The organism is Nisaea acidiphila (assembly GCF_024662015.1).
GTDB classification, from domain to species: Bacteria; Pseudomonadota; Alphaproteobacteria; order Thalassobaculales; family Thalassobaculaceae; genus Nisaea; species Nisaea acidiphila.
On record NZ_CP102480.1, the window covers coordinates 2,260,013 to 2,274,259 of the forward strand.

Sequence of the window (14,247 nt, forward strand, 5' to 3'; positions counted from 1 at the left end):
GGGATGGAAAACCTGACGAAACCGATTGTCGAAGGCTTCTTCGACGCCCGCACCTCGACGATCACTTACGTGGCAAGCTGCCCGGATACGAAGAAGGCCGTCATCATCGACTCGGTACTGGATTTCGACGGACCGTCAGGCCGCACCTTCACCGAAAGTGCCGACAGGGTGCTCGAATATGTCGCGGACAAAAGCCTGGAGGTGCTCTGGCTGCTGGAGACCCATGCCCATGCCGACCACCTCTCCGGAGCGCCCTACCTGCGCCGCAAGCTCGATGTCGGGATTGCCATCGGCGCCCATATCAAGGATGTGCGGGATGTCTTCAAGCCGGTCTTCAACCTGAAGGACCTGAGCGAGGAGCCGAACGAGTTCGAGCATCTCTGGCAGGACGGCGACACTTTCGAGGTCGGGAGCCTGCATTGCGAAGTGCTGCACACGCCGGGCCATACCCCGGCGTGTCTGACCTACCGGATCGGCGATGCGCTCTTCGTCGGCGATACGATCTTCATGCCGGATTTCGGCAGCGCCCGCTGCGACTTTCCGGGCGGCTCGGCGCGCACCCTCTACAAGTCGGTGCAGCGCATCCTTTCCATGCCGGACCATTACCGGATCTTCGTCGGGCACGATTACCAGCCGGGCGGCCGGGAAATCGCCTTCGAGACCACCGTCGGGGACGAGAAGGCGCGCAGCATCCATTTCAAGGACGGGCGCGACGAGGAGAGCTTCGTCTCCATGCGCGAGGAACGGGACAAGACGCTCGGCATGCCGAACCTGATCCTGCCCTCGATCCAGGTCAATATCCGCGCCGGCCGCCTGCCGGAGCCGGAGGAAAACGGCGTCCGCTATCTGAAACTGCCGCTCGACCAGTTCTGAGCGGCAGTCCCCTCTCTCCGGATCAGATGTCCAGGTTGGCGACCTTGAGGGCGTTTTCCTGGATGAACTCGCGCCGCGGCTCGACCACGTCGCCCATCAGCGTGGAGAAGATCTCCTGCGCCTCGTCGATATGGTCGACGCGGACCTGCAGCAGGGTGCGCTGATTGGCGTCCAGAGTGGTCTCCCAGAGCTGGTCCGGATTCATTTCGCCGAGGCCTTTGTAGCGGTTCACCGCCAGGCCCTTGCGGCCGGTTTCCTGGATCGCCTCGATGAGGGCGATCGGGCCGTGGATCGCCCGCTCCGTGTCCTTCATCTGCAGCGCCGCGCCCTTGCCGTAGGTCTGGGCGAGTTCCCCGGCAAGGCCGGTTAGGCGGCGCGCCTCGGGCGTGCGCACCTGAACCTGGTCGATCCGGTAGCGTTCGGTGACGCCGCGCAGCGTGCGCTCGAACACCAGCTCGATATTGTCGGCATCGTAATGCCCGCTCCAGCCGCGCTCGATATCCTCCGAAAGCGCATCGAGCCGCGCGGCGATGCTCGCCGCCGCCTCCGTCGCCCGCGCCTCGTCGGCCAGAAGTTCCGGATTGAGCACGCCGGCGACGGCGCACTGTTCGACCACGAAGGCCGAACCGATGCGGCGCACCAGCGGCTCGATCAGGGTCTTGGCGTCGCGCGCCTGTTCGGCCAGCCGCTCGAGATCGGAGCCGAGGATCTGGGTCCCGTCGGCAAGCTTCAGGGTGACCCCGTCGATGCCGTTGCTGATCAGGTAGGCTTCCAGCTCCCGGTCGTCCTTCAGATAGGTCTCCGAGCTGCCTTTCTTGGCCCGATAGAGCGGCGGCTGCGCGATATAGAGATGGCCGCGCTCCACCAGTTCCGGCATCTGCCGGAAGAAGAAAGTCAGCAACAGGGTCCGGATGTGGCTGCCGTCGACGTCGGCGTCCGTCATGATGATGATCTTGTGATAGCGCAGCTTGTCGGCGTTGAACTCCTCGGCGCCGATGCTGGTGCCGAGCGCGGCGATGATGGTGCCGATCTCCTGGCTTGAGAGCATCTTGTCGAAGCGCGCGCGCTCCACGTTCAGGATCTTGCCGCGGAGCGGCAGGATCGCCTGGGTCTTGCGGTCCCGCGCCTGCTTGGCGGAGCCGCCGGCGCTGTCACCCTCGACCAGGAAGAGTTCGCAGAGCGACGGATCCCGCTCCTGGCAATCGGCCAGCTTGCCCGGCAGGTTCGCGATGTCGAGCACACCCTTGCGCCGTGTCAGCTCGCGCGCCTTGCGGGCCGCCTCGCGCGCCGCCGCCGCCTCGTAGGCCTTGGAGACAATGCGCTTGGCATCCTGCGGATGCTCCTCGAACCATTGCTGCATGCGCTCGCCGAGAATGGATTCGACCACCGGCCGCACCTCGGAGGAGACAAGCTTGTCCTTGGTCTGGGAGGAGAATTTCGGATCCGGCACCTTCACGGAGAGCACGCAGGTCAGCCCCTCGCGGGCGTCGTCGCCGCTCAGCTGCGCCTTCTCCTTTTTCGCGATCCCGCTTTCCTGGGCGTAGTTGTTGATCGTCCGGGTCAGCGCCCCGCGGAAACCGGCAAGGTGGGTACCGCCGTCACGCTGCGGGATGTTGTTCGTAAAGCAGAGCGTGTTCTCGTGATAGCTGTCGGTCCATTCCATCGCGACCTCGACGGTGATCCCGTCGCGCTCGCCGGTGACCACGATCGGCTCGTGCAGCGCCTGGTGATTGCGGTCGAGATAATCGACGAAGGCCTTCAGGCCGCCCTCGTAGAACAGGTCGACCTTCACCGGCTCGGCCTCGCGCTCATCGGTCAGCAGCACGTGCACCCCGGAATTGAGGAAGGCAAGCTCGCGCAGGCGGTGTTCCAGCGTCTTGAAGTCGAACACGGTCTTGGTGAAGGTCTCGGCCGAGGGCAGGAAAGTGATCTCGGTGCCCTTCTTGCCGTTCGCGGGACCGACCACCTCGAGCGGCGCCTCCGCCTCGCCGTGGCGGAAGCGAATGACATGCTCGTTGCCGTCGCGCCAGATCCGCACCTCGAGGCTCTCCGAGAGCGCGTTGACCACCGAGACGCCGACGCCATGCAGACCGCCGGAGACCTTGTAGGAATTCTGGTCGAACTTCCCGCCCGCATGGAGCTGGGTCATGATCACCTCGGCGGCGGAGACGCCCTCCTCGGCATGGATATCGACCGGAATGCCGCGTCCATTGTCCGAGATCGTCGCCGAACCGTCCGCATTCAGCTTCACCGTTACGAGATCGCAATGACCGGCCAGCGCCTCGTCGATGGCGTTGTCCACGACCTCGTAGATCATGTGGTGCAGGCCGGAACCGTCGTCGGTATCCCCGATATACATGCCCGGCCGCTTCCGGACCGCGTCAAGGCCGCGCAGGACCTTGATCGACTCGGCGCCGTATTCGGAACTGCCGCCGTTCGCGCCGTTATTCTCCGGAAGATCGTCTTGTGCCATGTCGGCTCCCAGTTACGCAGGTGATCAGTCGGCCCGGACCGCGCCGTCCTCGACGGCGAAGAACTGGCCGGCGCCCTCAAGGGACGCGAACAGCGCCCGGTCGGTACCGGTCATCCAGACCTGCCCGCCGAGCGCGAGTAGAATATCATAAAGGGCCGACCGGCGGCCGCTATCGAGATGCGCCGCGACCTCGTCTAGCAGAAGTACCGGCACCGCGCCGGTTTCCTGGGCTCCGAGCCGCGCATGACCAAGCACGATGGCAATCAGCAACGCCTTCTGCTCGCCGGTCGAGCAATGCGGCGCCATCATGTCCTTCGGGATGTGCCGAACCGCGAGATCGCTGCGATGCGGCCCCGGCACGGGTGCCGGCTCGCCGCCATCCATCCGCCGCCCTGCTTCCAATCGCGCCTTCAGGCCGTCCTCGACGGCGAGCGCCGGACGGATCTGAATATCGGCCTCGACCTCGCCCTCAAGCATCAGCTCGGCACCCGGGAACGGCCCGGAGCCGGTTTCGGTTTCCATATTGAGCCGCGCCACCAGGCCGGTCCGCGCGGCGGCGATCGCCACCGCCTTTTCGGCGATGGATTCCTCCAGCGCCGCGAACCAGGCGCGGTCGCGGGTGCCGTTCTTCAAGAGCCGCGCCCGCTCGCGCAGCGCGTGGGTATAGGCGTTGACCCGGCCCGCATGTTCCGGATCGAAGGTATAGACCAGCCGGTCGAGAAAACGGCGCCGGTTCGAAGCACCCTCGATGAAGAGCCGGTCCATCTGCGGCGTCAGCCAGGAGACCGCGAGATGATCGGCCAGCGCCGACTGGCTCTTCGCCGGCGCGCCATCGATCCGCACCAGGCGTTTCTCGCCGCCGGCACGCCCGTCCCCCTCCGGTCCCGGATCGCGTCCGGTCCCGACGGAGACCGTCCCCTCCAGTCCGTCGACTTCCGCCGCGACCGCCCAGTTGGCATTATTCCCGTCCGGGCCTGCACGGCCGACCTCGGAGATCCGAGCACGGCGCAGCCCCCGTCCGGGCGTCAGGAAAGAGACGGCTTCCAGCAGATTGGTCTTGCCGGCACCGTTCGGGCCGGTCAGCACCACCGCCGGCGCCTCGGTCTCGATGCGCGCGGATTCATAATTACGGAACGCGGTGACGGAGAGACGGTGCACGCACGGCGAGACCCGTCCGGCGCTGGTAAGCGCCGGGCCAGGACTCGGTCGGGACATGTCCATGTTTCGCAATGCGTTCAACATTTCCATTCGTGCTGGCTTTGCCGCCGGGCCGCCTGGGACCGGGTCGCCGTCAGACGCGCATCGGCATCAGCACGTAAAGGGCACTCTCGTCATCCTGATCCAGGATGATGGTCGGCGAGGCCTGGTCGGCCAGCTTGAACACCGCCCGCTCGCCCTCGATCTGGCCGGTGATGTCGAGCAGGTATTTCGAGTTGAAGCCGATCTCGAGATCGCTTGCGCCGTAATCGACTTCGACCTCTTCCTGCGCGGTGCCGTTGTCCGGGCTGCTCGCGGAAAGAACCAGATTGCCGCTGCCGACAGCCAGCTTCACCGAGCGGGACTTCTCGGTCGAGATCGTCGCCACGCGATCCACCGCCTCGGAGAAACGCTGGCGGTCGACATAGAGCATCTTGTCGTTGCCGGCCGGGATCACCCGCTCATAGTCCGGGAAGGTGCCGTCGATCAGCTTGGTCGTGACCACCGTGTCCTCGAACGCGACCCGGAGCTTGGTGTCGGACAGCGAGACCGTGACGTCGCCCTCGACCTCGCCGATCAGCTTGTAGATCTCGTTCACCGCCTTGCGCGGCACGATCACGCCCGGCATCTCCTCGGCACCGTCCGGCAGCGGCATCTGCACCCGGGCGAGCCGGTGCCCGTCCGTCGCCACCGCGCGCAACACCTTCACGCCGTTTGCCTCCGCCGCGTGCAGGTAGATACCGTTCAGGTAATAACGGGTCTCTTCGGTCGAGATCGCGAACCGGGTCCGGTCGATCAGCATGCAGATATCGGCCGCGCTGATGACGAAACTGTTCGGCAGGGCGTCGCCGCTGAGCGCCGGAAACTCCTCAGGCATCAGGGCCGGCAGCGAGAAGTTCGAACGTCCGGCACGGATTGTCACCCGGCTGACGTCACCCGTCGCCGCGAGCTCCACGTCGGAGCCTTCCGGCAGCTTGCGCACGATGTCGTAGAGCGTGTGCGCCGGTACCGTGACGACGCCGGTCTCCGATACGTCGCACGCCACGGACTCGACGATATCCATGTCCATATCGGTTGTGCTGAGCGAGAGGCGGCCATCGGCCGCCTTCAGCAAGACGTTGGACAGGATCGGGATCGTATTCCGCCGCTCCACCACACTTTGGACGTGCCCGAGAGGCTTCAGCAAAGCCGCGCGATCAATAACGATTTTCATATTCTTCTACTTATCGGCTGGAACGTTGATCCCCAATTCATCACCCTGCCGGCAGCCGTGCGCCACCATATGAGGCAGGTATGTGAAACTATAGCACAAGTGCATGGTGCTTGCGGTAGTTTCAAGGGCAAAAAAGTTCGCTTTTCTGACCCATTAGGGAGAGCGCTTGAAGCGCTCCCCGAAGGTCAGGATTCCAGCATCCGGCGGAGCAGGTCGACATCGTCGTTGAACTGCTTGTCCTGGCCCCGCAGTTCCTCGACTTTCTTCACCGCATGCAGCACGGTCGTGTGGTCGCGGCCGCCGAATTTCCGGCCGATATCCGGCAGGGATTGCGAGGTCAGCTGCTTCGAGAGGTACATTGCGACCTGGCGCGGCCGCGCGATCGCGCGCGAACGGCGGGCCGAATGCATCTCGGAGAGCCGGATCTGGAAGTGGTTCGCCACCTGACGCTGGATCTCCTCCACCGTTACCCGGCGGTCGTTGGCCCGCAGAAGGTCAGCGAGCACCTCCTGGGTCATTTCCAGAGAGATATCGCGACCGACAAGGGTCGCATGCGCGACGATGCGGTTGAGCGCACCTTCGAGTTCGCGGACGTTCGAGGAGATCTTGTGGGATAGGAATTCCAGCACCTTCTCCGGCATCTCGACGCCGAGGCGCTCGGCCTTGGACTGCATGATACCGAGGCGCAGCTCGTAGTTCGTCGGATGGATATCCGCCACCAGACCCCAGCCGAGGCGCGAGCGCAGCCGCTCTTCCATGCCTTCAAGGTCGGTCGGCGACTTGTCGGCGGAAATCACCACCTGCCGGTTCTGGTCCACCAGTGCGTTGAAGGTATGGAAAAACTCTTCCTGGGTGGAGTCCTTGCCGCTGATGAACTGCACGTCGTCGATCATCAGCAGATCGACCGAGCGGAACTGATCCTTGAAAGCGACCGTATCGCGGAAGCGCAGCGCCCGGATGAACTGGTACATGAACTTTTCGGCGGAGAGATAGATCACCCGCCGGCTCGGATGCTTCTGCCGGACATGCCAAGCGATGGCGTGCATCAGGTGGGTCTTACCAAGACCGACGCCGCCATAGAGGAACAGCGGATTGAACGGCACAGACTCGCTTTCGGCAACCCGGCGCGCCGCCGCGAAGGCCAGTTCGTTCGGCTTACCAACGACGAAATTGTCGAAAGTGAAGCGCGGATCGAGCGGCGCCTCGAAATCGGCGCGCTCTTCGGCAGCGGGCGCGCTCCGGACCGCCGGCGCGGGCAGAGGCTCCGCCTCGATACCAGCCTCCGGCTGGTCGGCACCCTCCGCGGCACGCTCCGGTTCGGTACGGCCACGGCCCGCCGCAAAGATTGCGATCGATTTCACATCGGGATGCTCGACCGACCAGATCGCCCTCAGACGGTCAGAATACTGCGAGCGGACACGGTCGCGGACAAAGGGGCTCGGCGCCCGCATGATCGCGGTGCCTTCGTCGATACCCTCGAAAGTGAGTGGCTTCAGCCAGTTGCGGAAGACCGCATCGCCCAGTTCGGTTCGCAGCCTGCCGCGCACCCGCGCCCAGCAAAGCTCCTGATCGCCCGACATATCCGCGGTCATTTGCGAACTCCCGCCGAGATGCCGTTCAGGCCCGATTTCACCCCACGCATTCAACCCTCTTTTGCCCCTTCTCCTATGCCCGCCCGACCGTCACAGAGCCCCATCCGTATTTGACGGCCGTCGGACCAGAAAAGCCCCTTCGGACACACCTTCTCCGTACGAAAATCGCCCCGGCGATTTCCTGAACACTTCGGGCTGTTCGAAGTAAAATTATGAATCGCTGAAGTTTTTACTTGGCATTCTGTCTGAATGCCCCTCGAAACTGCAGCGTATAGCGAATACCGGAACTGAAGTTTTGGAAACTTCTCTTCATTTTGTTTGCACCCCAGCGCGGCAACAGGCAGTCAAACTACCGAAGTGCCTTTCGGCGCGCAACCGTGACTCTGTCCAAAATGACGATTTTTTTTCGCTGGAAGCTCTGATCTTTTCCTTGACAGAATCAATCTTCGATTTGAATCAGGACGTTGTATTCCGTCCTTCAGCAATGACATCGTCTTCGAATTTCATCCTGCGGAAGGAAGACGCTAAACTTCTGTTTTTAATAAGATTTTTAAAGAAATTCCCGCGCAAGACCGGTCCACGAGATGTGCGATTCCCCGCATTCCGGCCACAAAATCGCAACAAAACAGCAACAAGACCGTCATGCGTCGACCATCCGTCGGCCGGAACAGAAAAAGCCGCGACCTGGGTCGCGGCTCTTCGGTCCCGTCCGAAAACGGAAAGACGTGTTACGCAGAAATCGCCTTGATGCGGGCGGACAGCCGCGACAGCTTGCGGGCGACGGTGTTCTTGTGCAGGACACCATTGCTCACGCCGCGCTGCATTTCCGGCTGCGCAGACTTGAAGGCGGCCTGGGCCGCGTCCTTGTCCCCGCTGGCGATCGCCGTCTCGACCTTCTTCACGAAGGTACGGATGCGGCTGATCCGGGCGTGGTTGATCACCCGGCGCCGTTCGTTGCGGCGAATACGTTTCTTGGCAGACTGATGTTGCGCCATTTGCTTCTAATCCCAGCTCGATGCGCGGAAAATCAAGAGCGCGGCTTATAGACGAGTGTCCATGTCGCGTCAACCGCGTAAATCCGACTGATTTCGGGAATCAGCGGTGTTTGAAATTCGGCTGCCGTTTTTCCGCGAAAGCCGACATGCCTTCCTTCTGGTCCTCGGTGGCGAAGGTCGAATGGAACAGACGCCGTTCGTACTTGATGCCCTCGGCGAGAGTGGTCTCGTAGGCCCGGTTCACCGATTCCTTGGTCATCAGCACGGAGGGGCGCGACATGCCCGCGATCCGCTCCGCCGTCTTGATCGCCTCGTCCAGCAGCTCAGCCGCCGGCACGATGCGGCTCACAAGGCCGGCCCGCTCCGCCTCCTCGGCGTCCATCATGCGCCCCGTCAGGCACATTTCCATCGCCTTGGACTTGCCGACGAAGCGGGTCAGGCGCTGGGTCCCGCCAGAGCCCGGAATGGTCCCGATGGTGATTTCCGGCTGACCGAACTTCGCGGTATCGGCGGCGAGAATGAAGTCGCACATCATCGCGACCTCGCAGCCGCCGCCGAGCGCGTAGCCCGCGACAGCCGCGATCACTGGCTTGCGGCAGCGGGTCAGGTCTTCCCAGCCGCTGGTAATGAAATCCTCGCTGAACACGTCGGCGAAGCTCTTGGACTGCATTTCCTTGATATCGGCGCCGGCCGCGAAGGCTTTCTCGCTGCCGGTCAGGACCATACAGCCGACCTCGTCATCCGCCTCGAAAGCGGCGAGCGCCTCACCCAGTTCCGCCATCAGCTGGCTCGAAAGCGCGTTCAGCGCTTTCGGGCGGTTCAGCGTGATCAGGCCGACCGGGCCCCTCTTGTCGACTTCAATACATTCATATGCCATCGGATCGCTCCCATTCGTCCGTTAGCCGGCAGGCCCTCGCGGGTCCGCCGGTCACCTAGGCAACAAGGAAAACCGGACGAGCATCTCCTCGCCGTCCGGCGTGAAATCCAGCGTGAGTCTCTCCCCCTCGCGCTGGAAACTGTCCTCCCCGGCCGCGCTCCAGCCGAGCTGGCCGAGCGTTTCCGCATAGAAGGACCTGATCTGGTTCGCGGGCAGGGTTCCGCGGGCGAAGGCGACGACGATCCGGCCGCTGGCCGCGTCGAACGCCAGGGACGCATCTGGAATCTGCTCGAGGCCCGGCATCAGCGGAAGGTCCGCAAAGCCCTCTACGAAGCCGTCCGCCGCCGCTCCCGGCCGGGCGAATGCCAGCAGCAGGACCAGAGCGAACACGCTTGCAAGAGACCGGACGGCCCAGAACGTGGCCCCGCGCTTCTTCTGTCGCCGGATAGACATGACGGCTGCTTCTACCTCAGCGCTGGCAGCGGGGACAATAGAAAGTCGAGCGGCCGGACTGCACGATCCGGCGAATCGGGCCGTGTGCGGCGTCCACCGGACAGGGCACGCCCTCGCGGTCATAGACCTGGAAGGAATGCTGGAAATAGCCGAGCTCCCCGTCCGGACGCTGATGATCCCTGAGGGTCGACCCACCGGCACGGATCGCGTCCTCGAGCACCTGCCGGATCGCCCCCGCCAGGCGTTCGGCCCGCACGCCCTGCACGTTCGCCGCCTGCCGGAGCGGAGAGATGCCCGAGCGAAACAGCGCTTCCGAGACATAGATATTCCCGAGGCCGGCGACCACCTTCTGATCGAGCAGCGCGGCCTTGATCGGCGTACGCTTGCCTTTGAGAGCGGCGGCGAGCGCGGGGCCGTTAAAAGCGTTCGAAAGCGGCTCCGGTCCGAGCGCGGCGATCAGCTTGTGCCCGGCAAGCGCCGGGCCGGAAATCAGGTCCATCGCCCCGAAGCGGCGGTGATCGTTGAAACGGATCACCGTGCCGTCCTCCATGGTGAAGACGATGTGATCGTGCTTCTCGAGCTCCGCCGGGCGGACCGCGTCGATATTCACTTTCCCGGACATCCCGAGATGCCAGAGCAGCACCGTGCCGTCGTCCATATGGACGAGAATGTATTTCGCCCGCCGGGTCATATGGTCGACACGCTTGCCTTCGAGTCGGGCGACGAAATCGGCGGGAAGCGGCCAGCGCAAATCGGGGCGCCGCTGCTCGACGCGCGTCATCCGGCGGCCCTCCATGAAGGGCTGCAGGCCGCGCATCACGGTTTCCACCTCGGGCAGTTCGGGCACCGGGCGCTCCTTTCGATCCAGGCTCGCCTTCTCTCTAGGCGAGGCCGTGGGCTGCGGCAAGGGCGATACTTCAACAGCTGGCCCGCGCGTGCTGCAGGCACGCTTCAACAGTTGGATTGCGCGTCACTCTGGGCTAGATCACGGGGTGGAGACTCGGCGAGGCCGCCGGTCGCGTATGCGGGACATCCTCGATGACAGAGAGCGCCACCACCCATTTCGGCTTCCAGGACGTGCCGGTCGGCGAGAAGGCCGGGATGGTGCGCCAGGTCTTCGATTCCGTGGCCGGGCGCTACGACCTGATGAACGACCTGATGAGCCTCGGCATTCACCGGCTCTGGAAGGACGCGCTGATGGACTGGATCGCGCCGCGGCCGGACCTGACGCTGCTCGACGTCGCCGGCGGCACCGGGGACATCGCCTTCCGCTACCGGGCGCGCGGCGGCGGACCGGTGACGGTCTGCGACATCAACGAGTCGATGCTGACCGTCGGACGCGAGCGGGCGGCCGAGAACGGCGTCGAGGGCCTCACCTGGATTGTCGGTAACGCGGAAATGCTCCCCGTCGAGGACGCGTCGGTTGACCTCTACACCATCGCCTTCGGGCTCCGGAACGTCACCGATATCGATGCCGCGCTGCGCGACGCGCGCCGGGTGCTGAAGCCGGGCGGCCGTTTCCTCTGTCTCGAATTCAGCCGGCTCGCCATTCCGGCGCTCGACCCGGTCTACGATTTCTATTCCTTCAAGGTGCTGCCGGAGATCGGCGCCCGGGTCGCCGACGACCGCGAGGCTTACCAGTATCTCGCCGAGAGCATCCGCAAGTTCCCCGACCAGGAGAGCTTCGTCGAGCGGATCGGCGCGGCCGGCTTCGGCCGCATCCGTTACCGCAATCTCTCCGGCGGGATCGCCGCCATCCATTCCGCTTGGAAGATCTGACCTGTCATGTGGCGTGCCCTGCGCAACCTGCTCCGCCTCTGCGGCTCGGCCTGGATCCTCGCCCGGCACGGTGCGCTGGCGCCGCTCGCCGACATTCCGCAGGCGCCCGCGCTGGCGCTTGCCGCGCGCTTCGTCCTGCTGTTCCGCAACCGGCGCTACGACCGGCTGCGTCCCGGAGAGCGGCTCGCGGCGGCACTGAGCGCGCTCGGTCCGAGCTTCATAAAATTCGGCCAGTCGCTCGCGACCCGTTCCGACCTCATCGGCGAGGAGCAGGCGCACGATCTTTCCCGCCTGCAGGACCGGCTGAAGCCGTTCTCGACGGCGATCGCCAAACGAATGCTCGAAGACGAGCTGGAGCGCCCGATCGCGGAGGTCTTCGCCTCCTTCGAGGACAAGCCGGTCGCCGCCGCCTCGATCGCCCAGGTCCATTTCGCCGTCACGACGGAGGGCGAGGAAGTCGCGGTCAAGATCCTGCGCCCGGACATCGAGGCCCGCTTCGCCCGCGATCTCGACCTCTTTCTCTGGATCGCCGAGCTGCTGGAGACCCACTGGCCCTGGATCCGCCGCCTGAAGCCAGTCGAGGTGATCGAGCTGTTCCGCGAGACCGTGGAGATGGAGATGGACCTGCGCATGGAGGCGGCCGCCGCCTCCGAACTGGCGCAGAATTTCGAGGAAGATCCAGGCTTCCGCGTGCCGAAAGTGGACTGGGGCCGAACCACGGCACGGGTGATGACCGTTGAGCGGGTGCACGGCACACGGATCGACGACCTGGAGACCCTGATCGAGAAGGGGCACGAGCCGACGGAGATCCTCCGCCGCGCCGCCACCGCCTTCTTCAACCAGGTGTTCCGCGACGGTTTCTTCCATGCCGACATGCATCCGGGGAACGCCTTCGTCGACGAGGAGGGGCGCGTCGTGCCGGTCGATTTCGGCATCATGGGCCGGCTCGACCAGAAGACCCGCTACTATCTCGCCGACATGCTGACCGGGTTCCTGACCGGCGATTACCGCAAGGTCGCCGAGGTTCATTTCCGCGCCGGCTACGTGCCCGCGCACAAGAGCGTCGAGGCCTTCACCCAGGCCTGCCGCTCGATCGGCGAGCCGCTGCTCGGCCGGCCGCTGAACGAGATCTCCGTCGCCCGCCTACTGGCGCAGCTCTTCCGCATCACCGAACAGTTCGAGATGGAGACCCAGCCCCAGCTCCTGCTGCTGCAGAAGACCATGGTGGTGGCGGAAGGCGTCGGGCGGACGCTCAATCCCGACGTCAATATGTGGGAGCTGCCGCGGCCGATGATCGAGGACTGGATGCGCGAGCATCGCGGTCCGCAGGCCCGGGTCCGAGAGGCCGCTACCCATGCCATCGCGCTGGCGGAGCGGCTGCCGCAGATCATCGAGACCACCGACCGTGTGATGGGCTCGCTGACCGAGGGCGGGTTGAAGCTGCATCCGGAGACCGTCGCCCGCTTCGCCGAGGAGAATGCACGCCGCCGGCGCTCCTTCTGGCCGGTTTGGCTGGCGCTCTTCATCGCCGTGCTGGCACTGCTGTTCGATTAGAGGTTCCGCCTGCGGCATTCCGACGCAGTTTTGTTACGTGGAACGGACCTTCCCGGCACCGGATGGTCCGGTTCCGGGACGTATACGACCGGAGATTTTCAGCATAATCCCCCACATTTGTAGCAACGGATCGTCGGCCCGAGCGCCGGCGACAATGTATCTGTCGGGAGAGACCCATGAGCGCTGTCTTCGACTCCCCCAGCTTCGACGGGCATGAGACCGTCAGCTACGCCCATTGCCCGGAAACCGGGCTGAAATCCATCATCGCCATCCATTCCACTGCCCTCGGTCCCGCCGCCGGCGGCTGCCGCATGCGGCTCTACGACCGCGAGGACGAGGCGCTCACCGACGTGCTCCGGCTCTCGCGCGGCATGACCTACAAGAACGCCATGGCCGAACTGCCGCTCGGCGGCGGCAAGGCGGTGGTGATCGGCGATCCGGCGAAAGACAAGACCGACCGCTTCCTCGAAAGTCTTGGCAGCGCGGTCGACCGTCTCGGCGGGCAGTACTGGATCGCCGAGGATATGGGCATCGGCCCGGAGGACATGGCGCATGTCGCCCGCCGCACCCGTTTCGTCGCAGGCCTTACGAAAGGCAGGGCGGCGAGCGGCGACCCGTCTCCGGTGACCGCCGAAGGTGTCTTTCGAGGCCTCAAGATCGCCGTGAAGCACAAGCTGCAGCGCCCGAGCGTGAAAGGCCTGACCGTCGCCATCCAGGGCATCGGCCATGTCGGCTACGGGCTCGCCCGCCTGCTGCACGAGGCCGGGGCGAGCCCGGTCGTCAGCGATGTGAACGAGGCAACCCTCAAAAGCGCCGTCGCCGAGTTCGGCGCCGACGTGGTCGACCCCGATGCGATCTACGATGTCGATGCGGACGTCTTCGCCCCCTGCGCGGCGGGGGCGATCCTGAACGCGGGCACCATCCCCCGGCTCAAGGTCCCGGTCGTCGCCGGCGCCGCGAACAACCAGCTCGACGTTCCGCAGAGCGGCGAATTGCTGAAGCAGCGGGACATCCTCTACGCGCCGGACTACGTCATAAACGGCGGCGGCATCATCAATGTCGCGGCCGAAATCTCCGGCAATTACGAGCCGGCCTGGGTCCGCGAGAAGCTCGACCGCCTGATGCAGACCCTCGACGCCGTCTTCACCGAAGCCGCCCGCCAGAACCTGCCGCCCAGCGAGGTCGCCGACCGCATCGCCCGCCAGCGGATCGAGGAGGCGCGGCTGAGGAAAGCGGGCTAG

Annotated in this window: 12 protein-coding genes; 4 read left to right on the forward strand and 8 right to left on the reverse strand. The window is 64.7% G+C overall.

All coding sequences use genetic code 11. The features are described 5' to 3' along the window. The first annotated feature begins 3 nt into the window (after positions 1-3). Positions 4-873: an MBL fold metallo-hydrolase gene (locus NUH88_RS10360; RefSeq protein ID WP_257771942.1), complete on the forward strand. Its 870-nt coding sequence runs from the start codon at positions 4-6 to the stop codon at positions 871-873. A 22-nt stretch (positions 874-895) separates the two neighbouring features. Here NUH88_RS10360 and gyrB read toward each other — a convergent pair whose 3' ends face one another. The 8 genes from gyrB to mutM all read right to left on the reverse strand — a co-directional run bounded on the left by gyrB (position 896) and on the right by mutM (position 10,520). Further along, on the reverse strand, positions 896-3,346 hold the full coding sequence (gyrB, locus tag NUH88_RS10365) for a DNA topoisomerase (ATP-hydrolyzing) subunit B (RefSeq protein WP_257771944.1): 2,451 nt from the start codon (positions 3,344-3,346) through the stop codon (positions 896-898). A 24-nt stretch (positions 3,347-3,370) separates the two neighbouring features. Further along, on the reverse strand, positions 3,371-4,561 hold the full coding sequence (gene recF / locus NUH88_RS10370; protein WP_257771946.1) for a DNA replication/repair protein RecF: 1,191 nt from the start codon (positions 4,559-4,561) through the stop codon (positions 3,371-3,373). Positions 4,562-4,637: 76 nt separating this feature from the next. Next, complete coding sequence (gene dnaN / locus NUH88_RS10375; protein ID WP_257771948.1) at positions 4,638-5,756, reverse strand: DNA polymerase III subunit beta; 1,119 nt, start codon at positions 5,754-5,756, stop codon at positions 4,638-4,640. Between the two features lie 185 nt (positions 5,757-5,941). Then, positions 5,942-7,348, reverse strand: coding sequence for a chromosomal replication initiator protein DnaA (gene dnaA / locus NUH88_RS10380; protein WP_257771950.1), 1,407 nt, complete (start codon positions 7,346-7,348; stop codon positions 5,942-5,944). Between the two features lie 728 nt (positions 7,349-8,076). Continuing rightward, entirely contained in the window at positions 8,077-8,343 is a 267-nt protein-coding gene (gene rpsT, locus NUH88_RS10385; RefSeq protein ID WP_257771952.1) for a 30S ribosomal protein S20, read from the reverse strand. A gap of 100 nt (positions 8,344-8,443) precedes the next feature. Continuing rightward, positions 8,444-9,220: an enoyl-CoA hydratase gene (locus NUH88_RS10390; RefSeq protein WP_257771953.1), complete on the reverse strand. Its 777-nt coding sequence runs from the start codon at positions 9,218-9,220 to the stop codon at positions 8,444-8,446. 51 nt (positions 9,221-9,271) lie between these two features. Beyond that, positions 9,272-9,673 carry a hypothetical protein gene (locus NUH88_RS10395; RefSeq protein WP_257771955.1) on the reverse strand — a complete coding sequence of 134 codons (402 nt, stop codon included), beginning with the start codon at positions 9,671-9,673 and terminating at the stop codon, positions 9,272-9,274. A 16-nt stretch (positions 9,674-9,689) separates the two neighbouring features. Further along, positions 9,690-10,520 (reverse strand): bifunctional DNA-formamidopyrimidine glycosylase/DNA-(apurinic or apyrimidinic site) lyase, encoded by an 831-nt coding sequence (gene mutM / locus NUH88_RS10400; protein WP_257771957.1) that lies wholly within the window; start codon positions 10,518-10,520, stop codon positions 9,690-9,692. 191 nt (positions 10,521-10,711) lie between these two features. Here mutM and ubiE point away from each other — a divergent pair, with 191 nt between their 5' ends. From ubiE to NUH88_RS10415, 3 genes are all read left to right on the forward strand, one after another. After that, the gene (gene ubiE / locus NUH88_RS10405) at positions 10,712-11,452 is read left to right on the forward strand and encodes a bifunctional demethylmenaquinone methyltransferase/2-methoxy-6-polyprenyl-1,4-benzoquinol methylase UbiE (protein ID WP_257771959.1); all 741 of its coding nucleotides are present in this window, start codon (positions 10,712-10,714) and stop codon (positions 11,450-11,452) included. Positions 11,453-11,458: 6 nt separating this feature from the next. Next, complete coding sequence (gene ubiB, locus NUH88_RS10410; protein WP_257771961.1) at positions 11,459-13,006, forward strand: 2-polyprenylphenol 6-hydroxylase; 1,548 nt, start codon at positions 11,459-11,461, stop codon at positions 13,004-13,006. Positions 13,007-13,182: 176 nt separating this feature from the next. Beyond that, on the forward strand, positions 13,183-14,247 hold the full coding sequence (locus NUH88_RS10415) for a Leu/Phe/Val dehydrogenase (RefSeq protein ID WP_257771963.1): 1,065 nt from the start codon (positions 13,183-13,185) through the stop codon (positions 14,245-14,247).